Source organism: Pseudomonas sp. B7 (genome assembly GCF_016735645.1).
GTDB classification, from domain to species: Bacteria; Pseudomonadota; Gammaproteobacteria; order Pseudomonadales; family Pseudomonadaceae; genus Aquipseudomonas; species Aquipseudomonas glycinae.
Genome location: NZ_JAERRE010000004.1, coordinates 134,429 through 156,933 on the forward strand (window position 1 = coordinate 134,429; position 22,505 = coordinate 156,933).

At 62.0% G+C, this 22,505-nt stretch carries 17 protein-coding genes; 6 read left to right on the forward strand and 11 right to left on the reverse strand.

Going from position 1 to position 22,505, the window contains the following annotated elements; translation table 11 throughout:
- Positions 1–37: 37 nt before the first annotated feature.
- From JKA62_RS11595 to JKA62_RS11635, 9 genes are all read right to left on the reverse strand, one after another.
- On the reverse strand, positions 38–1,282 hold the full coding sequence (locus JKA62_RS11595) for a metallophosphoesterase family protein (protein WP_011336283.1): 1,245 nt from the start codon (positions 1,280–1,282) through the stop codon (positions 38–40).
- A 25-nt stretch (positions 1,283–1,307) separates the two neighbouring features.
- Entirely contained in the window at positions 1,308–3,176 is a 1,869-nt protein-coding gene (locus JKA62_RS11600) for a hypothetical protein (protein WP_201817870.1), read from the reverse strand.
- A gap of 148 nt (positions 3,177–3,324) precedes the next feature.
- A complete protein-coding gene (locus tag JKA62_RS11605; protein ID WP_011336285.1) occupies positions 3,325–6,777 on the reverse strand; it encodes a GMC family oxidoreductase N-terminal domain-containing protein in 3,453 nt (1,150 codons plus the stop codon).
- A 994-nt stretch (positions 6,778–7,771) separates the two neighbouring features.
- Complete coding sequence (etfB, locus tag JKA62_RS11610) at positions 7,772–8,542, reverse strand: electron transfer flavoprotein subunit beta (protein ID WP_011336286.1); 771 nt, start codon at positions 8,540–8,542, stop codon at positions 7,772–7,774.
- Positions 8,543–8,551: 9 nt separating this feature from the next.
- Positions 8,552–9,772 (reverse strand): electron transfer flavoprotein subunit alpha, encoded by a 1,221-nt coding sequence (gene etfA / locus JKA62_RS11615; protein WP_011336287.1) that lies wholly within the window; start codon positions 9,770–9,772, stop codon positions 8,552–8,554.
- Positions 9,772–11,721 (reverse strand): dimethylglycine demethylation protein DgcB, encoded by a 1,950-nt coding sequence (gene dgcB / locus JKA62_RS11620; protein WP_011336288.1) that lies wholly within the window; start codon positions 11,719–11,721, stop codon positions 9,772–9,774. Before dgcB ends, etfA begins: the two co-directional genes overlap by 1 nt.
- A 155-nt stretch (positions 11,722–11,876) precedes the next feature.
- The gene (gene dgcA, locus JKA62_RS11625; RefSeq protein WP_011336289.1) at positions 11,877–13,937 is read right to left on the reverse strand and encodes a dimethylglycine demethylation protein DgcA; all 2,061 of its coding nucleotides are present in this window, start codon (positions 13,935–13,937) and stop codon (positions 11,877–11,879) included.
- Between the two features lie 15 nt (positions 13,938–13,952).
- Positions 13,953–14,483 (reverse strand): DUF5943 domain-containing protein, encoded by a 531-nt coding sequence (locus JKA62_RS11630; RefSeq protein WP_011336290.1) that lies wholly within the window; start codon positions 14,481–14,483, stop codon positions 13,953–13,955.
- Between the two features lie 76 nt (positions 14,484–14,559).
- Complete coding sequence (locus tag JKA62_RS11635; protein WP_007959776.1) at positions 14,560–15,537, reverse strand: dipeptidase; 978 nt, start codon at positions 15,535–15,537, stop codon at positions 14,560–14,562.
- Positions 15,538–15,771: 234 nt separating this feature from the next.
- Here JKA62_RS11635 and JKA62_RS11640 point away from each other — a divergent pair, with 234 nt between their 5' ends.
- Positions 15,772–16,173: a lysozyme inhibitor LprI family protein gene (locus JKA62_RS11640; RefSeq protein ID WP_011336291.1), complete on the forward strand. Its 402-nt coding sequence runs from the start codon at positions 15,772–15,774 to the stop codon at positions 16,171–16,173.
- Between the two features lie 47 nt (positions 16,174–16,220).
- The gene (locus JKA62_RS11645; RefSeq protein ID WP_011336292.1) at positions 16,221–16,637 is read left to right on the forward strand and encodes a DUF3010 family protein; all 417 of its coding nucleotides are present in this window, start codon (positions 16,221–16,223) and stop codon (positions 16,635–16,637) included.
- Here JKA62_RS11645 and JKA62_RS11650 read toward each other — a convergent pair whose 3' ends face one another.
- Positions 16,638–17,810: a hypothetical protein gene (locus tag JKA62_RS11650; RefSeq protein WP_011336293.1), complete on the reverse strand. Its 1,173-nt coding sequence runs from the start codon at positions 17,808–17,810 to the stop codon at positions 16,638–16,640.
- A gap of 68 nt (positions 17,811–17,878) precedes the next feature.
- Positions 17,879–18,823: a GlxA family transcriptional regulator gene (locus tag JKA62_RS11655; RefSeq protein ID WP_011336294.1), complete on the reverse strand. Its 945-nt coding sequence runs from the start codon at positions 18,821–18,823 to the stop codon at positions 17,879–17,881.
- A gap of 192 nt (positions 18,824–19,015) precedes the next feature.
- On the opposite strand from JKA62_RS11655, the gene choX reads away from it, so the two are divergent.
- The 4 genes from choX to JKA62_RS11675 all read left to right on the forward strand — a co-directional run bounded on the left by choX (position 19,016) and on the right by JKA62_RS11675 (position 22,491).
- Positions 19,016–19,960, forward strand: a complete 945-nt coding sequence (choX, locus tag JKA62_RS11660; RefSeq protein ID WP_011336295.1) for a choline ABC transporter substrate-binding protein — start codon at positions 19,016–19,018, stop codon at positions 19,958–19,960.
- Positions 19,961–20,035: 75 nt separating this feature from the next.
- Positions 20,036–20,923, forward strand: a complete 888-nt coding sequence (locus tag JKA62_RS11665; RefSeq protein ID WP_011336296.1) for a 3-keto-5-aminohexanoate cleavage protein — start codon at positions 20,036–20,038, stop codon at positions 20,921–20,923.
- Between the two features lie 70 nt (positions 20,924–20,993).
- Positions 20,994–21,959 (forward strand): L-carnitine dehydrogenase, encoded by a 966-nt coding sequence (locus JKA62_RS11670; RefSeq protein ID WP_011336297.1) that lies wholly within the window; start codon positions 20,994–20,996, stop codon positions 21,957–21,959.
- Positions 21,960–22,014: 55 nt separating this feature from the next.
- A complete protein-coding gene (locus JKA62_RS11675) occupies positions 22,015–22,491 on the forward strand; it encodes a thioesterase family protein (RefSeq protein ID WP_064380221.1) in 477 nt (158 codons plus the stop codon).
- Positions 22,492–22,505 lie beyond the last annotated feature (14 nt).

The window sequence follows — 22,505 nt, forward strand, 5'->3', positions numbered from 1 at the left end:
TCGTTCCCGCGCCCTGCGCGGGAACGATCAGAACGGATCACGTCGATGACCACCTCACCGATCCATCCTCCCCGATAAACTCCTCGAAAATCTCCTCCCCCACCAACCTGATCTTCGCGTACCCGTTCAACACCCGCAGCGGGTAGTCCGGATCGTTCGCATCCTTCGTCTCCGAAAACAGCACCCGCGAATGCCCGTTCAGCTCGCTGGTGGTGCCGTAGGGAATCGCTCCGTGCCCGGCACAACGCGCATGCAGTCCGCCCTGGGCCGCATAGACAATGCCGTTGTGCAAATGGCCCCAATACCAATAATCCGGCTCACGCCCCAGCGCATCGCACACCGGTTGATACAGCGCAGTCTTGTGGTGCCCGGTGATGTCGAAGCCCTGATGGTGGCTGAGCACCATGAGTTTTTTGCGCTTCGGCAGGCCCTTCATCCATTCGATCTGCGGCTTGTTCAGGGTGCCGTCCATGTACAGGTTCATGACGTCCGAGGCGTACGCCGTATCCAGCCCGACAATCAGCCAGTCGTCATTGATCAGGGCAAAGTAACTGGTGCCCTGCTGCCCCGGAAAGCGCGCCGCCAGTTCCTTGAAGTAACCGTGGGCGCCGCTGTACATCTCGTGGTTGGAATTGAGGGTGAACGAGCCGTGGGTGCCCATCGGCCAGCCGGCCATGTCGGTGTCTTCCTGGGAGTGAGTGCCGGCGTAATAGACGTCCCCCAGGTGAATGGTGAAATCGGCATTGGCCAGTTGCATCTGGTTGGCCACCGACACCGCCGGCGCATGGCTGTTGAACGGTCCGGTGCCCCAGTCGCCGGCAATCGCCAGCGTCACTTCGCGCTCCATGGTCACCAGCGCCGGATCGGTGCCGAAAGTCGCGTGATGGCGCAGGTTCTCGATCCACTTGAGCAGAGCCTCGCTCCACAGCAGATCCAGCAGTTCCCATTTGCGGCAGCCAAGCAACGTGCCGTCCTTGAGCACCTTGGTCTGCAATTGATCGGGCGATTGCGGCAACGGCGTCGCGTTGCCGATGCGCAGGATCGACAAACCGTGGGCCAACTCCCACGGCACGGCCGGCTCGTCGGTCGGCAACTCGCCGTGCTTGAGCACGTATTGCGCCTGATCGTGACCGCGTTGGAGCAACTTGATGATGGCCTCGAATTCCTTGGGTTCGAGTTCGCTGATGAGCTTCATCCAGGCCATTTCGATGCGCGTGAACAAGCCGTGCAGGCGCAGCTTGACCTTGTCGTATTCGTGTTTCAGATGTCCGACCGCTGACATGACGTAATCCTCTATCCGTAAGGGTTCACAGGGTTTTCATGAATTCGATCAGCGCACGCTTGTCGTCGTCCGACAGCGTCGTGCCGTACAGGTGACCGCTGTTGTGGTTGCCTTCCAGGCGCGTGTCGTAGGTGAAATCCGCCGAGGCTTTGGCCTGGGCGCCACTCGTCACGAAGCCGACGTTGACCGGGTCGTAGACATCGGAGCCGGTGATGAACACCTGCGGACGTTTTTCCGGCGGTTGCAGCAAGTCCCACAGGGTCGGCACCGAACCGTTGTGCAGGTAAGGTGCGCGCAGCCAGATGCCGTCGGTGGGCGTGTTGCTGTAGCTCTGGGTCTTGCGATAGGCACCGAAATCGAACGGCGGTTTCTTGAAGGTGTGGAACGCCGCTACCAGCCCGGTGGTGAACGAGTTCAGCCGGTGCGGATCGGTGCCGAGCTGGTCGATGTTGGTGGTGACTTGCCCGGTATCGACGCGACCGAAATCGTGACAACCCGCGCAGTTAGCCTCCCACACCGGTTTGCCCTGGGCGACTTTTGCCTGATCCAGTGCCCACGGCCACGCCGGCGCCTTGTGCCCGAGCAGCCAGTTGGTCACCCGGTTGAAACTCGGCGGCAGCACCGACTCCGGCGTCGCGCCCACCGCCATCGCAGCGGCGTAGTTGCGCTCGTGGATCTTGTTGTTATTGCCGTCCCAGTGCAGGTACATCGATTCCCGGGGTTTCTGGTTCCACACTTGCGGCAGGTCGACAGTGCCGATGGTCGAGTCATCCGGGAAGCCGAACACCACCATTTTCGTCGGGTTGAAGGTGTCGGTGCGCCCCGGCCCCTGTTGCGGGCGCAGCTTCTGCCAGGCGTAGGCCTGCTTCTGTTTGAGCAGCGCGGTCTTGGCCATCGGGATGATCAGGTAGCGGTTGTAGAGCTTCTCGAAAAAGCCCAGCTGGAATTTGCTGTTGATCGCCGCCATCACCGCGTCGGTGGTGAATTTCGGATCGCTGGCGCAATCGTAGGCGAACCACTGGAAGGCCTGCAGTTGCAGGGTGTTGGCCGGCGCGCTCGGCACATTCACCGCAACGTCGCTGGCATTCGCCCGGTAGGAACCGGTGTGGCACAGCGCGCAGTTCGGCTCGACGGTCGGGTAGCCGATCTGCCGCTTGGCCATGCCGATCGGCAGGTCCTTGCCGTTCTCGAACAGGAAACCGAAGACTTCCCAGCCACCGGGTTTCGGCAGTTTTTCCGGGCACATTTGTGGCAGCACGGAGAACAGGTAATAGGGAATCCGCGCCTCGATACCCAGGCCAATCGCGGCGTACTTGTAGTGATCTTCGTCTGAGGCGTAATCCTGCTCCGGCACCACGCGCAGCATCTGATACCAGGTCTGGTAACCGATGAACGCCAGCAGCGCCACCACGATCAGGGTGCCGACTTTGAACGCGTGACTCTGCCACTGCCGCGCCCACGCCGCCCGCCATTCGCGCCAGCCGTCACACAGCAGCGCCAGGGGTCGGTTTTCAGGGGGGGTGCCGAGGTACAGCAGGATGCCGAGGATCAGGAAAAAGCTCAGGTCACCCATCAGCATCGGCACGAACACCGAACCCTGGCTGCTGGTGTTGATCAGGTAGATCCAGAACACCACCGCAATCAGCCGCGTCAGCACGCACAACCAGGAATGCACCACGTAGCGCGGCGCGTCGAAGCCCGACGGCATGTAGAACACGCTGATGCCGACCAGCAGCATTCCGGCGTTTTCCAGCCACGGGTCGGAGAGTTGCGGCGGCAGGCCGACCACCGATGTCAGCAACCCCGGCGCGAACAGCGCCGGGATCGCGAACACCATGTTCATCGCAATGCCGAGCCAGATGAAGCGTTGAAACCAGCGGATGTAGCTGTCCATATCAGTTCCCCAGATCGTTCCCCCGTCGAAGCGTCGAACCGTCCGCGGGGGAATGCATCTCGTGACGCTCCGCGTCACAAAAGCGGACGCAGAGCGTCCATGGCGGCGTTCCCACGCAGAGCGTGGGAACGATCGACACGATCGGGGGCTATCCGAGGGCCGTTTTCTCCAGGTGTTCAAGGATGATCGGATACACATCGACCACCGCGTTCTTGCCGAACATGCAATCGATGTGGCCGTAACCCGGCACCACATGCCGGCTGTAGCGTTCCGGCCCGTGCTTCTCACAAACCCGCTGATAGGTCTTGAGCGTGCTTTCCGGCAGATAACACTGGTTGTCGGCACCGCTGATAAAGCAGATCGGCATGGTCAGCCGATCAAAGTGCGGCATGTACACGTCGCGCCCTTTGAAATCCACCAGATGCCCTTTGCGCACGATCAGCGCCAGGTGCTCGAAGGTCTCGATGTTCGACTCGCCGAACAGCTCGTGCAGGTTGTCATGCAGGGTTTCATTGAGGGTGTCGTGGCGATACAGCGAGGCGTACATGAAGGTGATGCGGTGGCACACCGGGTTGGTGCAATAGCCCTGGGCTTCGATCCGCGCGTAGCCGTTGAGCGCCTTGTCGTAGAGCCGGTTGAACCAGTTCTCCTTGCTGTCGGCGTAGGCAGTCATCGATTTGATGCCGATCGCATCGAGCATCCCCGGCAGGTGCAGCCCGGCCTTCAGCCCCGTAGCGGTCGCGACCACCGTGTCGGCGGCAATCTGCGAGCAGACCACCGAACGCACGCCCTGCAAACCGGCGAGCAGCGACATGAAGAAGGTCGTGGCGCCGTAGCAATGCACCACGCACTGCACGTCTTTGGCTTTGGTTTCCTGCTGGATCTGTGCGATGGCGGCCTTGAAGTCGTACTGGGCGATCTGGTCGCCGTTCCATTCCTTCTTGCTCGCCGGCAGCAGGATGCTCACCCGGAAATCCAGCAGCCACACGTCGTAGTCGTGCTTGCACAAAAATTCCAGCAGGTTGGTCTGGATCGTATCGGTGGAGAAGATATTCGAACCCACACCCAGACCATGCACCAGCATCACCGGGCCTTTGCTGCCGGCCTGATAACGGGTCAGGCGCAACTGCACGCCGTCTTCGGTGGAGAAGAAATGCACGGCCGGCGTCGGCGCATCCAGTGGCCGTTTCAGCCGTGGCGGCGCGTCGGGGTTGAAGTATTTGTCACCGGCAAACACCCCGCCATAACTCTCCCAGAGAATCCCGGCGAAGAACTTGCCGAACCGCGCCAGCCCTTCGATGCGCTCACGCTCGTTACGCGCATTGAGGACTTTCATGGTGGTCATCTGCTTGGCGAAGTCGGTCGGTTTGATGTGCATCACCCCGGAGCCGATCACCTCGCCGGTCTTGTCCGGCCCGCGATACAGCGTGACGTAGAGGGTGCTGGTGTCATGCCAGATGTTCAGCACGCCATTGTCTTCCGGCACGGTCTTGAAGGCGCTGAAGAAGTAGTCGTTGCCGTCCTCGGCGGTCAGTTTCATGTCGTACTTCATGTGACGCGTATCGACCTGCTGCTCGAATTGCTCGAACAGGTTGAACACGCCGTTGCTGGCAGTCAGCGGTTCCGGCGACAGCGCCGGAGCGATCACCGTGCCGACGATGGTCGCGGCGTGTTCCGGCTCCTTGATCATCCGGTTGAGGTCGTTGGCGGTGATGGTCAGGGTGAAGTCGATCGGCGAGTTGTCCGCCTCGCCACGTTTGGCGGCAGCTTCATAGACTTTGAGGTCGGTGCTTTGCGCGGCGGTGAAGGCGCGGGAGAAGTAGCCTTTCATGGTTTCGGTGAACTGCACGCCAAGGGTCGGCGGCGCGGTTTGTTTGCGCGGCGCCGACGGCAGCGTGTAGTCGATCGTCCAGCCACGATCGGCCGCCAGCAGGCCCATGTTGCGCTCGCTCACGGCGGAGATGGTCAGCAGCGGATTGACCGCCAGTGATGTCGGGATCACCGCGCCGTCGGTCACGTACAGGTTGGCGTAGACATCGGTGCCGCTGGCGCCGCTGAACACCTGGCCCTTGTGATTGACCACGCCTTGCGCGGCATCTTCACCCATCACACAACCACCCAGCGGATGCACCGAGACGATGCTGTGCTTGAGCAACTTGGTCCAGATCGGATTCTCGACCCAGATCCCGCCCAGGGCCTTGGTGCTCTGGTACAAGCGTTCGTTGCCGATCTTGAAGTTTTCCTGCTCGCCGACGCCCGGCCAGTCGATGCGCAGTTGATCCTTGTTGTCGAGGACCATGCGTCCCTGGCCGCTGTCGTGGCTCATGATCAGGTAGGTCTGCATGTTGTGCAGCGCGCCGTGGTACGGGCCGCGCAGGAAGCTTTCGGCTTCGCGCTCCTTGTACTTCACCTTGCCGCTGAAGCTGTCGTCGGTGGGCTTGCCGATCATCTCGGCGAACCCGGCCATCGCCGGCACCATCGGCCGGCCAAGGGCGCCGGGGATCGAGCCTTCCTCGATGACCATGCGACTGCTGCGGTCACCCTCGGTGCGCATGTCGATGATCGAGGTGATGCACGGGCCGACCGGTTGCAGTTCCTTGGCCGAATGCGCGCCGAAACCGATGCCGTTGATGGTCTGCTCGCAGTTGTGGCCGAAGCCGAGGATGTCGCCGTTGCCGCTCATGTTCTCGCCGAGCTGGCCGGACATCACCAGGCCTTTGTCCCGCGAGCGCAGCAGAATTTCAGTGGAGCCGAGGGTGCCGGCGGAGACCACGACGATGTCGGCTTTCACAAACAGCGTCGGCGCGTCGAATTTTTCGCGACCGCTGTCCAGGTACTGAAAGTGCACGATCCAGCCATTGCCGTCGCGCTCCAGATGCCGCACCTGGGCCTGACAGAAAATCTCCGCGCCGTGATTGGTGGCGTCCGGCAGGTAGTTCATCAGCGTGGTGTTCTTGGCCTTGTTGTTACAGCCCGACACGCAGTCGCCACAGTGGTTGCACGGCAGTTGCTCGACGCCGACGTGATTGAGGTTGTTGGGCAGTTTGTCGAAGGTCACGTTGATCGGCGGCTTGTAGAAATGCGCGCCTTGCTTGAGGAAGTCTGCCGATTTTTTGTTGGCATCAAGCTTCGGCAGGTTCGGCGCGGTGCTTGGGTAGGGATTGGGCTTGAGCATCTCTCGGGCTTTTTCGTAACCCGCCTTGAGTAAGCCGTCGTGATCCTCGCGCACCGCCAGTGGCCAGCGTGGATCCTTGAACACGTCGGCGGTCGGTTCCAGCGAGACGTTGGCATTGATCAGCGACGTGCCGCCGAGGCCGCAGCCGACCACCACGTTCTGCTGGGCGTTGACGTGCAGGTCGAACAACCCGGTGCGCGAGCCGATGTGGCCGTCCGGATCGTGTACCTGCAACTCCTCGGTCGCGGCGATCATGGTGTTGGGGTATTCGCCGGGCTGGATTTCCCGACCGCGTTCCAGCAGACAGACCCTTTTACCGGCCCTGGACAGGCGCGACGCGGCAATGCCGCCGCCATACCCGGAGCCGATGACGATCACGTCGTAGTGTTCCTTGATTTCGCTGATGGGCGTTGCGATCCGTGTCATGAGGGGGTTCCTCTCTCAGGCAGATGGGGCAACTCTGCGGTTGCCTGCAATCAATGGGCGAACGGGCACCTGGCCTCCGGGAAATCCCGACGGCAGTACAACGGTTTGGGCAGGAATCAGGTGCTACAGACGGGCGTGCTGATTGACGGCACGACGCAACGTACGCTTGCGCGGCGAAGGAGCCGGCAGAACGCGGAGCGTGCAGGGATTGGGGGGTAAGCGGTGTGGCTGGGTATCCATCACGCGTTCTCCCTGAACCAGATGTGGATAAGTGACAGCTGTCCTTGTGCCATTGCAGTGAAGACAGGCACCGGATCGAAGTCAAGGCGGGCTCTTAGAACTGTATGAAATCTGATCAATTGCGATTTGGACTAAGCCCGCCGGGGTTTGCAGGGTTTGGCGAACAAGTTATCCACACAGACACCCACAGCTAATGGGGACAACTGTGGATGACCTGGAAAAATAATCGGAGTTTTGTGAAGAAAATTCGTGACTTATCCAGATGCAGGGTTTCCATTAGCGATTGATCATTTTTTGATCAATCCTCTACATGGCACGGATTACCTGGCTTGCAGAGGATGGCGAACACCTTATCCACAGAAGCGCCAACAGAGTTCGGGGGTAACTTGGCGAGTGCTGTGGAAAAGCGCTGAGGGCGTTGATAAATCGGGGTTTGCGTGGGGATTGGCGGGTTAAAAGGTTGAATTGAGCGTTTTTTGATCAGATCCTTGTAAGCCACGGTTTATAGGGCTCTTGGCGGATAGCGAACATCTTATCCACAGAAGCGCCAACAGAGATTGGGGGCAAGTCTGGGCGTTGTTCTGGGGAAAACCTCAGAAAAAACCGCGAGTTAGGCTGGTTGTTTTTTGACCTGAGGGCTGGAGAGCTTGATTGGCGTGGGGTACAGGGAGGGGCGAACACGTTATCCACAGATCCGCCAACAGGGATTGTGGGTAAAGCGCCCTCTCCTGAAGGGAGAGGGTCAGCAAAGGTTTCAGCGGACAACACCTTCTTCGATCAGCAGTTTGAGAATGGCTTCAGCACCGGCCTGCGCCGTCACGCCCTTAAGCACTTGCCCACCACCGCCGCTAGCCTTGGCCGTCGCCGCCTTCATCCGGTCCGCCCCGCTCTTGGCCTTGATCACCTTCAACCGTTTCGGCCGGGGCTTGGCCGGTTGCAGGGTCGCCACCGCGAGCAGTTCGTCATCCACCACTTCCACGTCTTTCGCCTGAAGAACACCACGCCGCGCCGGACCGTAAGCACTCTGCCGAGGCTTGGGCGCAGCGTTATCCACAGTCGCGAGAAACGGCAGGCGCACCTTCAACCGGCGCCGCTGCCCGCGAGGCAACGCTTGCAGCACCAGCGCCGAACCGTCGTTGATCGACTCGACCTGCGCCAGCCCCACCACCAGCGGCCAGCCCAGCCCTTCAGCCAGCAGAAACGGCAGCATCCCCGAACCTTCTCCGGTTTCCGCCTGACTGCCGGTCAGTACGACTTGCGCGCCAGCATCACGCAGATAGTCGGTCAACGCCGGCAGCGCATCGGCGCCCGCCGGTTGTTCCAGCACATGCATCTGCGCAAGCCCCATGCCCAGATAGGCGCGCAGCGCCGGTTCCGCGATGTCGCCGGCGTGCAGCACTTGCAGGTTGTCCCCCGCCAGTTGCAGGCCGAGTTCTACCGCGCGGGCGTCCTGATCGGCGCGGCGAGGGCGGCCGGAGGTCGGGTGGGCGCCGATTGAAACCAGACTGATGATCTTTGTGCTCATAACCGTTCCTTAAGCCGCATCGCGCTTGGCTTCGTTGCGGTAAGCCTCTACCGCCGCGATCAAGGCCTGAAGAATTTCCGCGCTCTCACCGATCACCGACAGGTCGGCACGCTTGATCATGTCGCAGCCCGGATCGAGGTTGATCGCCACCACTTTGTCGCAGGCACCGATGCCCTGCAGGTGCTGGATCGCCCCGGAAATCCCCACGGCCACGTAAACCCGCGCCGTAACCCAGGTGCCGGACGCGCCGACCTGGCGGTCGCGGGCCATGAAGCCATCGTCCACTGCCACCCGCGAGGCGCCTTCGGTGGCGCCGAGGGCGGCGGCGGTCCTGTGGAAAAGCTCCCAGTCCTTGACCCCGTTACCACCTGAGAAGATGAACTCGGCTTCGGCCATCGGAATCGCTGCCGGATCCACCGCCACCGCACCCAGATCCTCGATCCGCGACAGGCTGCGTGCGACGGGTGTGGATAACTCCACCGGCAGCGCTTCGTGACGGGTTTCGCTGACCGGTTCGGCACATTCGGCGGACGCCAGAATCAACCGCGCCACCGGACGGGCCAGATCCTGCAGACCAGCACCGGCGCGGCCGATGCACTCCTGATCCTTGACCTGCCACACCCGTGTCGCCGGGCGTTCACCCAGTGCGGCAGCAAAGCGCCGCCCGAGTTCGCCGCCACCGCTGCGGCTGTCCGGCAGCAGCCAGTGACGCGGGGTGAACTGGTTATCCACAGCCCGCAGGCCCTGGATCCGTTGCTCCGGTGCATAACCGCTGAATTCTTCGCCTTCCAGCACCAGCAAGCGGTCAACGCCTGCGGTGGCGAAAGCGTTTTCCTTGTGCTCACCGAACACCACGGCCAGCACCGCGCCGTCGCTGCCGGCCAGCTGATGAGCCAGACCAAGCAGGTCGCGGTCGTGGCTGCTCAAGCGGCCGCCGACCATGTCCGGCACCACGCTGATGTAGAACGCCGGCGCCGGCACCTGATGCAGCGGCAACTGCACTTCGACCGCGGCCGAGCGTTTGACCGCCCCGCCCTGCTGGGCGCCGCTGCGGTCGATACGCTTGATGCCGTTCGGCCCGATGAAGCCGATGCCGTGCAGGTTCTTGCGGATGATCCCGTTGGGGCCCATCCAGCTGTGTTGCGCCGGCTGCATGGCCGCGTGCAGCGGGTGCAGACGGTTGCGTGCGATCCATTCGGCGCGGGGATCGCGGCGGATAATGTCGCTCATCAGTGGGCCTCCGCAGGTTCACGCTTGGCCGGGGTGGCAGGCTTGTTCGGCGCGGCGTCTTCGAGCAGCGCGTCGGCCACCAGTTCGGCAATGTCCTTGATCAGCGGACGCGGTTCGACCACGCCTTCGAGCATCGCCGTGCACTGTGGACAACCCACGGCCACCAGCTCGGCGCCGGTCTCGCGGATGTCTTCCATGCGCATGTCGGGGATCCGCTGCTTGCCCGGAATGTCAGTGATCGGCGCCCCGCCACCGCCGCCGCAGCAGCGCGAACGGAAGCCGGAACGTTGCATCTCCTTGATCTCGATGCCGAGCGCACGCAGCACTTCGCGCGGTGCCTCGTACTCGCCGTTGTAGCGGCCGAGGTAGCACGGATCGTGGTAGGTCACGCTGTTGCCTTTGTGCTGACCGAGGTTCAGCGCGCCGGCCTGGATGATTTCCGCCAGGTAGGTGCTGTGGTGCTGCACGAGGTAGTTGCCGTCGAACGCGCCGTACTCGTTTTTCAGCACGTGGAAACTGTGCGGATCGCAGGTAACGATGCGGTTGAAGCTGTATTTGGCCAGGGTCTGGATATTGCGCTTGGCGAGCAGCTGGAAAGTCGCTTCGTCACCCAGACGGCGGGCCACGTCGCCGCTGTCGCGCTCTTCCAGACCCAGCACCGCGAAGTCGACCTTGGCCGCTTTCAGCACTTTGACGAACGCCCGCAGAGTGCGCTGGTTGCGCATGTCGAAAGCGCCATCGCCGACCCAGAACAGCACGTCGGTGGACTTCTTCTCGCTGAGCAGGTTGAGGTTCAGGTCCGCCGCCCAGTTCATCCGTCCGCCCGGGGCAAAACCGCCAGGGTTGTCGGTGGCGATCAGGTTTTCCAGGACTTCGGCGCCCTTGTTCGGGGTCGCGCCTTTTTCCAGGGTCAAGTGTCGGCGCATGTCGACGATGGCATCGACGTGCTCGATCATCATCGGGCATTCCTCGACGCAGGCGCGGCAAGTGGTGCACGACCACAGGGTTTCGGCATCGACCAGACCGTTGACGATCGGTTGATGCGGATTGCCGCTGTGTTCGCCCACCGGTTTGCCCGGATACGGGCTGCCGGCGAACTGGGCATCGGTGCCGCCGGCGAGGCCGACGACCATGTCCTGAATCAGCTTTTTCGGGTTCAACGGCTGGCCGGCGGCGAACGCCGGGCACGCGGCTTCGCACTTGCCGCACTGCACGCAGGCGTCGAAACCGAGCAACTGGTTCCAGGTGAAATCCTTGGGTTTCTCCACGCCCAGCGGCGCGGTCGGATCATTCAGGTCCAGCGGTTTCAAACCGGTGGAACGGCCGCCACCAAAACGTTCGGCGCGACGGTGCCAGGCCAGGTGCAGGGCACCGGCGAAGGCGTGTTTCATCGGCCCGCCCCAGGTCATACCGAAGAACAACTCGGACACACCCCACAGCACACCGATCCCGAGAATTGCTGCGAGCACCCAGCCGCCGAAGTTCTCCGGCAGGATTCCGGCCACCGGCAAGGTCACCAGGAAGAACGAGGCCGAGAACGCCAGCAGGCTTTTCGGCAGGCGCATCCACGGGCCTTTCGACAGCCGCGCCGGCGGGTTGAGCCGGCGCCGATAAACGAAGATCGCCCCGACGAACATCACCGCCGTCATCAGCAGCAACGCGTAGCCGAGGATCCGGTTATGCAGGCCGAAACCGTGCACCAGAATCGCCAGCACAATCGACGCCACCGCCCCGCCCGCCGTGGCGACGTGGGTGTTGGCGATGTATTTGTCCCGCGCCACCACGTGGTGCAGATCGACCATGTAACGCTTGGGCATGGCGAACAGGCCGCCGATCAGATCGACCTTCGAGGCCCGGCCCCGACGCCACATGGCCACCCGCCGCAACGCCCCCAGCACCGCAAGGGCCAGGGCTGCGAACAACAGGATTGGAAGAAGGGTGTTCAACATGGTGAAGCTCCCACCAGTACAGCCTGGAGAAACACGTTCGGCGTGTTCCTGTGGGAGCGAGCTTGCTCGCGAAAGCGCCGGGTCAGTCGATGCAGCGGTGACTGACAGCATGCATTCGCGGGCAAGCCCACTCCCACAGGGTCATGTGCAAGCCTTTAGAAGTCTTTGCACAACCGCAGGGCGTCATAGATCGCAGCGTGAGTATTACGCTGCGCCACGCAGTCACCGATGCGGAACAGCAAGTAACCGTCGCCGGTGCTGCTCAACGAAGGTTGTGGCTGGATCGCAAACAGTGCCTCGACATCGATCTGGCCCTTGTTACGCGAGCCGTCCTTGAGGGCGTAGTAGATTTCTTCGTCCGGGCGCACGCCGTTCTCGACGACCACCTGATCCACCACCCGCTCCTCTTTGGCGCCGGTGTATTCGTTCTCCAGCACGGCGACGAGTTTGTCGCCTTCGCGGTAAACCTTCTCCAGCATCATGTCGCCGGTCATGATCACTTCTTTCGGGTACATGCTGCGGTAGTAGGTCGGGAACGACGTACCACCGATGGCCACGCCCGGTTTGATGTCGTCGGTGACGATCTCGACCTGGCTGCCCTTGTCGGCAAGGAAGTCGGCCACCGACATCCCGGTGAATTCGCAGATGGTGTCGTAGACCAGCACGTTCTTGCCCGGCGCGACCTTGCCGTCGAGCACGTCCCAGCTGCTGACCACCAGCCCTTCGGCGGCGCCCCAGTGTTCGTTCTGTTCAAGGTATGGATGCCCGCCAACCGCCAGCACCACGATGTCCGGGCGCAGGTCCATGATGGTGTCGGCGTCTGCGGCAGTGCCCAGGCGCAGGTCGACTTTCAGCCGTGCCAGCTCCAGCTGGAACCAGCGGGTGATGCCGGCGATCTGGTCACGCTGCGGCGCTTTCGAGGCCGTAGTGATCTGGCCGCCGATGAATTCCTTCTTCTCGAACAGGGTCACGTCGTGGCCACGTTCGGCCGCCACACGGGCAGCTTCCATCCCCGCCGGGCCGGCACCGACGATCACCACCTTGCGTTTCGGCCCGGTGGATTTCTCGATGATGTGCGGCACGCCCATGTATTCACGGGAGGTCGCGGCGTTCTGGATGCACAGCACGTCCAGACCTTGATACTGACGGTCGATGCAGTAGTTGGCGCCGACGCACTGTTTGATCTGGTCGATCTGGCCCATCTTGATCTTGGCGATCAGGTGCGGGTCGGCGATGTGGGCGCGGGTCATGCCGACCATGTCGACGTAACCGCCCTCGAGAATCCGCGTGGCCTGGTTCGGGTCCTTGATGTTCTGCGCGTGCAGCACCGGAACCTTGACCACTTCCTTGATTCCGGCCGCCAGGTGCAGGAACGGCTCCGGCGGATAACTCATGTTCGGAATCACGTTGGCCAGGGTGTTGTGGGTGTCGCAACCCGAGCCGACGACGCCGATGAAATCGAGCATGCCGGTGTCGTCGTAATATTTGGCGATCTGCTTCATGTCTTCGTGGGACAGACCGTCCGGGTGGAACTCGTCACCGCAGATGCGCATGCCGACGCAGAAGTCGTCACCTACCTCGGCGCGTACGGCTTTCAGGACTTCCAGACCGAACTTCATGCGGCCCTCGAAAGTGCCGCCCCATTCGTCGGTCCGCTTGTTGACGCGCGGGCTCCAGAACTGGTCGATCATGTGCTGGTGCACGGCCGACAGTTCGACGCCGTCCAGGCCACCGGCCTTGGCGCGGCGCGCGGCTTGCGCGTAGTTACCGATCACCCGCCAGATTTCTTCCGGCTCGATGGTCTTGCAGGTGGCGCGGTGCACCGGTTCGCGGATACCCGACGGCGACATCAGGGTCGGCCAGTGGAAACCGTCCCAACGGGAGCGACGGCCCATGTGGGTAATCTGGATCATGATCTTGGCGCCGTGCTTGTGCATGGCGTCGGCGAGATTCTGGAAGTGCGGGATGATCCGGTCGGTGGACAGGTTCACCGAACTCCACCATTGCTGCGGGCTGTCGATCGCCACCACGGACGAACCGCCACAGATCGCCAGGCCGATGCCGCCCTTGGCTTTCTCTTCGTAATACTTGACGTACCGCTCGGTGGTCATGCCGCCGTCGGTCGCGTAGACCTCGGCGTGCGCGGTGCTGAGCACGCGGTTGCGGATGGTCAGTTTGCCAATTTGAATTGGCTGAAACATTGCTTCGAAAGCCATGGCGGGTTCCTCGACTTACAACGGCTTGACGGTGAACAGGCCGTCGTCGTGGCCTTCTTCGGAGCCACCGTAAACCTGCTCGGCCACGGTGCGGATCTGGCTGCCGCGCGCGGCGAGGATCTGATCCATGGCACCGGCAAACCAGCCGGTGAACATGTAGTCGACCTTGCGCCCGACCTTGCCGTAGACGTAGACGAATGCGGAGTGTTCGAGCTTGACGCTGGCGGTGCCTTTGTCGAGGTCGATGTCCTGGATCTTGAACAGGCCCCAGCCGCGCTGCGACAGGCGCTTCATGTAGTGCTCGAACACCGCGACGCCTTCCAGGCCGTGGCACTCGGCTTCTTTTTCACACCAGTGCCAGGCGGATTTGTAGCCAGCCTTGTAGAGGATTTCGGCATAGGCGTCAGCGCCCAGCACTTCCTCGATGCCCATGTGGTTGTTGACGAAGAAATGGCGCGGCACGTACAGCATCGGCAGGGCGTCGGAGGTCCAGACACCGGTCTCGCTGTCGACTTCGATTGGCAATTGCGGGGCGATCTTGGCCATGGAAACTTAACTCCAGAAAATTTTGGTGTTGCCCCCGGCACGGACGGCCGGGGGAAAGTATTCGGGAAGCGGCGGCTTACTCGCCCCAAACGTCTTTGAGGACGTTCACCCAGTTTTCGCCCATGATCTTGCGTACCACGCGCTCGGAGTGGCCGCGCTTGAGCAGGGTTTCGGTCAGGTTCGGGAACTCGCCGACGGTGCGGATGCCCAGCGGGTTGATGATCTTGCCGAAGTTGGTCAGACGGCGGGCGTAGCCCTTGTCGTGGGTCAGGTATTCGAAGAAGTCCTGGCCGTGACCCTGGGTGAAGTCGGTGCCGATGCCGATGGCGTCTTCGCCGACGATGTTCATGGTGTATTCGATGGCTTCGGCGTAGTCGTCGATGGTCGAATCGATGCCCTTGGCCAGGAACGGCGCGAACATGGTCACGCCGACGAAACCGCCGTGGTCAGCGATGAACTTCAGCTCTTCATCGGACTTGTTGCGCGGGTGCTCTTTCAGCCCCGACGGCAGGCAGTGGGAATAGCAGACCGGTTTTTTCGATTCGAGGATGACTTCTTCGGAGGTCTTGGAGCCGACGTGGGACAGGTCGCACATGACGCCGACACGGTTCATCTCGGCGACGATTTCGCGACCGAAGCCCGACAGGCCGCCGTCACGTTCGTAGCAACCGGTGCCCACCAGGTTCTGGGTGTTGTAGCACATCTGTACGATGCCGACGCCGAGCTGCTTGAACACCTCGACATAACCGATCTGGTCTTCGAACGCATGGGCGTTCTGGAAGCCGAAGAGGATGCCGGTCTTGCCCTGCTCCTTGGCCTTGCGGATGTCGGCGGTGGTGCGGACGGGGATCACCAGGTCGCTGTTTTCGCGAATCAGTTTCTGGCTGGCGGCGATGTTGTTGACCGTGGCCTGAAAGCCCTCCCACACCGACACGGTGCAGTTGGCCGCCGTCAGACCGCCCTTGCGCATGTCTTCGAACAGCTCGCGGTTCCATTTGGCAATGATCAGACCGTCGATAACGATGCTGTCGGCGTGTAATTCGGCTGGGCTCATCAGGCGTCCCCTTATTGGCGATTCATGCGCCGAATCGTCTGCCGGCGCTTTGGGGCCAGCATATGCCTCGGTGCGCGACCAGCCGGGTGCAAAAACGACAGGGGAATTGCCGAAAGCGTCAATCCGCGACAAAGGGTCGCCAACCGGTCCGACCGGCCACCTGTTCAAGCCCGCGAGCTTGAGCCAGAATCTGCCGCATCCCGGAAACACCACTGGATTAGAGCGGCGACATCAATGAAATCGATCTTCCTGGCCCTGGCCCTGATTGCGACCGGCGTACACGCCGCCGAAGAGTCCGACAACAACCCGTGCGACGCGGTGGAAAACGACATCCAGACCCTGGAATGCTCGACCTACAGCCGCACCACCGCCGAGGACCTGCTCAAGGACAACTACGCCAGCCTGAACGAGCGCATGCAGACCACCTACGGCAAGAACCCGGCGCAACTGGCCGACATCACCGCCAGACTCAAGGCCGCCCAGCAACAATGGCTGAAAACCCGCGACGCCGACTGCGCCGTAGAAGCCTTCCCGGCGACGGACGGCAGCAAGGCGTTCAAGATTGCGCAGAATGATTGCGTGGCGCGGATGAGTGACGAGCGGTCGGAGTTTTTGGAGTCGATCGGACAGGAGTGAGGGCTTGAGCTGTAAGCTGCACCTCTTCAGCTAATCAAGGGATTCACATGAACATCTGCGGTATCGAAATCAAAGGCAGTGAAGCGATCATCGCCGTGGCGTCCCTCGACGGTTCGGTGCTGAGCCATGTCGCGTTGAACACCAAGAAAATCGCCCTGGACGATGACGACGAGGCGGCCAACGTCAAACTGTTCGCCGCTCAGGTGGCGTCGTTCGTGCGCGAGAACTCTATCGATCGCATCGCGATCAAGAAGCGCAGCAAGAAGGGCGAGTTTGCCGGTGGACCGACCACGTTCAAGATCGAGGGTGTGTTTCAACTGCTGGACGGTTGCGAGGTGACGCTGCTGTCGCCGCAGACGATCAATGCCCAGGCCAAGAAGCACACTTTCGAGCTGCCGGGCACGCTGAACAAGTATCAGCATGAAGCCTACAAGGCAGCGTGCTCGGCATTGGTGAAGAAGTAACTAGCGCGCTTTACGTGCGCTCAGCCAGTCACCGAAGGACTTGTCTTCCAGCGCATAGCCACCACGGCTCGACTTCCACACCAGCTCCTTGTCGCGCAGGGCATCGATGCAGGCCTGAATGGTCTGGGTGCCCGGCACCACGTCGCTGCCCATGTTTTCCAGTGCCTTGCCGACGGCCATGAGCGTGCTGTCAGTGAACGGTGCAAAGGGCTCGTTGTTCTGTGAGCGCTCCACCATCACCTCCAGCACGGCGCGCTGAGGGATGGTCAGAGCGTTCCACGCGCTCTCGAACTCGGTCCACACGCCTGCGCGCAACAATTCGGCACGGCTTTGCAGCAACTGCCCCAGATTGCTGGCCTCGCCCAACTCCAGCGCGACTTCACCAATGATGGTGCGCAACATCTCCGGGCGCCGCCCCACCAATTCAAAGGCATCGTCGATATCGGCCGCGCTGAACTGATTGGTCTCGGCCAGATGGGCGTTGAGGTGCAAGGTGTACGCCTGGGTGAACTCTTTTCCCAACAACGGAAAGGGCGTGATGCTCGAGCCGAAAAACGGTTGGCTCTTGCCCAGCACCAGATGGGCGAGTTTGTCGCGATTGGAACCGGTGAACACCAGGTGCAAACCGCTGCCCTCGCCTTCCCGTCCCTGGTTGAGCTGATCCCGTGCAGCCTTCAGGGCAAACATCGCGTTGATGCCTGCGGCGGTGGTGAGCGCGTGCTGGGCCTCATCAATCACCAGCACTACGGATTTTTCCGCGGCACTGTGGAGCAGTTCCAGCGCTTGCGTCAGGGTCGCGCCGGCCGGCAGTTGCGGCTTGGTGAAATCCCAGGACAAGGTGCGCAGGAAGCTGAGTTTTTCGATGCCGATATTCTTTGCCAGCTTGCGAATGCCCTTTTCGAAGGGGACCAATGCGCCTGCAATGGCACTGGCGATCAAGTCTGCAGGGTCTTTTTCCTTGTCGGCCCACAGGTCGACGTAAACCGTCAGCCAGCCTCGGGCCTGGCATTCCGGGATCAGATCTTCGCGCAGAAAGGTACTTTTGCCGGTGCGACGCGGCGCTGCCAGAAAAAGGCCGGAGGTGAAATCCTGCAGACCTGCACCCACCAGACCATCGGCAACGCTGCGGGCCAGCGCGGGGCGGCGGAAAACGAAGCCGTTGTTTCGGGACATGGTTTTACACTCAATTATTCAAACGACTGTAATTTATACCTGAAAGTATAATTAACTATAATCGTCCGTCAAACGGCCTCCCGTCGCCGATCCTCCCGCGGACACCGGGCAAACTTCGCCCGGTAGCTGCGGGTGAAATACGACGGGGATTCAAACCCGCAGGCGATGCTGACTTCCAGCACGCTCATGTCGGTCTGGCGCAACAGCTGACGGGCCTTTTCCAGTCTTAGGCGCAGATAGAAATTGCTCGGTGTGTCGTTCAGGTGCAGACGGAACAACCGCTCAAGTTGCCGCCGGGTCACCTTGATCGATTCCGCCAGTTCCAAAGTTGTCAGCGGCGGTTCGCTGTGCTGCTCCATCTCGCCGATCACATGCACCAGCTTCTTGTTGCTGATGCCGTAGCGCGTGGCGACCTCCATGCGCTGGTGGTCCTTGCGCGGACGAATCCGCCCCAATACAAACTGCTCGCTGACCTGGATCGCCAGTTGCGGGCCGTGGGCCTGAGCGATCAGGTCGAGCATCAGGTCGATGGACGCGGTGCCGCCGGCAGACGTGATGCGTCGGCGGTCGATCTCGAACAGCTCCTGGGTGACGCTGAGCTGTGGATAAGATTCCTTGAAGGCGTCGATGGCTTCCCAGTGCAGGGTCAGGCGATGGCCATCGAGCAGGCCCGCCTCGGCAAGGACGAAGCTGCCGGTGTCGATGGCGCCGAGGGTCACGCCTTCGTTGTCCAGCCGTCGCAGCCAGTGCTCCAGCGCCGGGGTGGCGAACTTCAGCGGTTCGAAACCGGCGACCACCAGCAGCGTCGCACCTTTCTTCAGCGGCTCCAGCGCCGCATCGGCGTTGACCGACATCCCGTTGCTTGCCAGCACCGCCCCGCCATCGGCGCTCAACACATGCCAGCGGTACAGCTCGCCGCGAAAGCGGTTGGCCACTCGCAACGGTTCGATCGCAGAGATGAACCCGATGGCGGAAAAACCCGGCATCAACAGAAAGTAGAAATCCTGGGACATGGCGCGCACTCGGTCAGCGGGTAGCGTGCAACGTTGATACGCCAGTTGCGAGCGGCATTCAAGAGCACAGGTCGCTGCAGTGCAAGAGCTGGTCGCCGCAGTGCGCTTTCAAGGGCGTACAGCTGCGTAATTTGAGCATCACCGGCGCACAGACACCGGAACCCACAATAACGACCTGCCGAGGAACCCGACATGAAACGACTGATCAGCAGCTGTGTTCTCGCACTCAGCGGTACCGCGTTTTTAAGCGCCAGTGTCATGGCGGCCGATTCCCCATCGTGTCAGAACGTGCGCATGGGTGTGGTGAACTGGACCGACGTGATCGCCACCAGCGCCATGGCCCAGGTTCTGCTCGACGGCCTCGGCTACAGCACCAAACAGACCAGCGCCTCCCAGCAGATAGTCTTTGCCGGCATCCGCGACCAGCGTCTGGACCTGTTCCTCGGCTACTGGAACCCGCTGATGACCCAGACTATCACCCCGTTCGTCGATGCCAACCAGGTCAAAGTGCTCGAAGCACCAAGCCTCAAAGACGCCCGCGCCACCCTCGCCGTGCCGACCTATCTGGCGGACAAGGGCCTGAAAACCTTCGCCGACATCGCCAAGTTCGAGAAAGAACTGGGCGGCAAGATCTACGGCATCGAGCCTGGCTCGGGCGCCAACACCCAGATCAAGGCGATGATCGCCAAGAACCAGTTCGGCCTTGGCAAGTTCCAGCTTGTGGAATCCAGCGAGGCCGGCATGCTCGCCGCCGTTGATCGCGCCGTGCGTCGCAAGGAGGCCGTAGTGTTCTTCGGCTGGGCGCCGCACCCGATGAACGTCAACGTGCAGATGACCTATCTGACCGGCAGCGATGACGCCCTCGGCCCGAACGAAGGTATGGCCACCGTGTGGACCGTCACCGCGCCGAAATACGCCGAACAATGCCCGAACGTCAGCCGCCTGCTGAGCAACCTGACGTTCACCGCCGAAGACGAGAGCCGGATGATGCAGCCGCTGCTCGATCACAAGGACGCTTTCGAATCGGCCAAACAATGGCTCAAGGATCACCCGCAGGACAAACAGCGCTGGCTCGAAGGCGTCACCACTTTCGATGGCAAACCGGCGGCTGAAAACCTCCAGCTCACCAGCAAATAAACCGCAACGAACGAACCACTTCGCAGCCTGCCACGGGCTGCGAACAGACCCATCACGCCTGAAGGAAAACGCACCATGAATCACGACGTCATCATCACCTGCGCACTCACCGGTGCTGGCGACACGACCGCCAAAAGCCCACACGTGCCGGTCACCCCAAAACAGATCGCAGCTGCCGCAGTAGAAGCGGCCAAGGCCGGCGCCACGGTCGTGCACTGTCACGTTCGTGACCCGCAGACCGGCAAGTTCAGCCGCGACGTGGCGCTGTACCGCGAAGTCATGGAGCGTATCCGCGAAGCCGACGTCGACATCATCGTCAACCTCACCGCCGGCATGGGTGGCGACCTGGAAATCGGCCCGGGCGAGAACCCGATGGAGTTCGGCCCGAACACCGATCTGGTCGGCCCGCTGACCCGCTTGGCCCACGTCGAAGAACTGCTGCCGGAAATCTGCACCCTGGATTGCGGCACCCTGAACTTCGGTGACGGCGACACCATTTATGTCTCCACCCCGGCCCAGCTGCGCGCCGGTGCCAAGCGCATCACCGAGCTGGGCGTGAAGGCGGAGCTGGAGATTTTCGACACCGGCCACCTGTGGTTCGCCAAACAGATGATCAAGGAAGGCCTGCTCGACAATCCGCTGTTCCAGCTGTGCCTGGGCATCCCGTGGGGCGCGCCGGCCGACACCACCACCATGAAAGCCATGGTCGACAACCTGCCTGCCGACGCGGTGTGGGCCGGGTTCGGCATCGGCCGGATGCAGATGCCGATGGCCGCGCAAGCGGTACTGCTCGGCGGCAACGTGCGGGTCGGTCTGGAAGACAACCTGTGGCTGGACAAAGGCGTGCTGGCGACCAACGGCCAACTGGTCGAACGCGCCAGCGAAATCCTCAGCCGCCTCGGCGCCCGCGTGCTGACCCCGGCTGAAGGTCGCAAGAAAATGGGCCTGACCCAGCGCGGCTGAAATCACCCTTTCCCCCGGTGGGCGGGCGATTGACGCCCACCGTTTTTTTGCCTCACTCCAGGAAGTGACCATGAGCTTTATCACCGAAATCAAAACCTTCGCAGCACTCGGCAGCGGCGTCATCGGCAGCGGCTGGGTCGCCCGCGCCCTCGCCCACGGCCTCGACGTGGTGGCCTGGGACCCGGCGCCGGGCGCTGAAGCGGCGCTGCGCAAACGCGTGGCCAATGCCTGGGGCGCGCTGGAGAAAAATGGTCTGGCGCCGGGTGCGTCGCAGGATCGCCTGCGCTTTGTCGCGACCATTGAAGAGTGCGTGCGCGATGCGGACTTCATCCAGGAAAGCGCCCCGGAACGCCTCGAACTGAAACTGGACCTGCACAGCAAGATCAGCGCAGCGGCCAAGCCGAATGCGCTGATCGGTTCCAGCACTTCCGGCCTGTTGCCGAGCGAGTTCTACGAGAGCTCGACCCACCCGGAACGTTGCGTGGTCGGTCACCCGTTCAACCCGGTTTATCTGCTGCCATTGGTGGAAGTGGTCGGCGGCAAGAACACCGCGCCCGAAGCCGTGCAGGCCGCGATGAAAGTCTACGAATCCCTCGGCATGCGCCCGCTGCATGTGCGCAAGGAAGTCCCGGGCTTCATCGCCGACCGCCTGCTCGAAGCGCTGTGGCGCGAGGCGCTGCACCTGGTCAACGACGGGGTGGCGACCACCGGTGAAATCGATGATGCAATCCGCTTTGGCGCCGGGCTGCGCTGGTCGTTCATGGGCACATTCTTGACTTACACCCTGGCCGGTGGCGATGCCGGTATGCGCCACTTCATGTCGCAGTTCGGCCCGGCGTTGCAGCTGCCGTGGACATACCTGCCAGCGCCGGAACTGACCGACAAGTTGATCGACGATGTGGTGGACGGCACCAGCGATCAACTGGGCCGGCACAGTATTTCGGCGCTGGAGCGCTATCGTGATGATTGCTTGCTGGCGGTGCTTGAGGCGGTGAAGACCACCAAAGAAAAGCATGGAATGAGTTTCAGCGAGTAATCGCATATTGAGCGTCCCACGCAAAGCGTGGGAACGCTCGTGTCTGGAGATAAACATGCCCACCCTCACCACCTACCAAACCCGCATCATCCCGGACTGGGTCGACTACAACGGCCACCTGCGCGACGCCTTTTATCTGCTGATTTTCAGCTACGCCACCGACGCCCTGATGGATCGCCTCGGCATGGACAGCAACAACCGCGAAGCCAGCGGCCACTCGCTGTTCACCCTCGAACTGCACCTCAACTACCTGCACGAAGTGAAGCTCGATGCCGAGGTCGAAGTGCGCACGCAGATCATCGGCCACGACCAGAAACGCCTGCACCTCTATCACAGCCTGCACCTGGCCGGCGGTGACAAGGAGCTGGCCGGCAACGAACAGATGCTGCTGCACGTCGACCTCGCCGGGCCGCGTTCCGCACCGTTTACCCCGGACACCCTGGGCCGTCTGCAAGCCATCGTCGCCGAGCAGGCCGATCTGCCCGCTCCCGCTTACATCGGCCGGGTCATCGCCCTGCCCCCAGCCCGGTAAATCCATCCCTCACA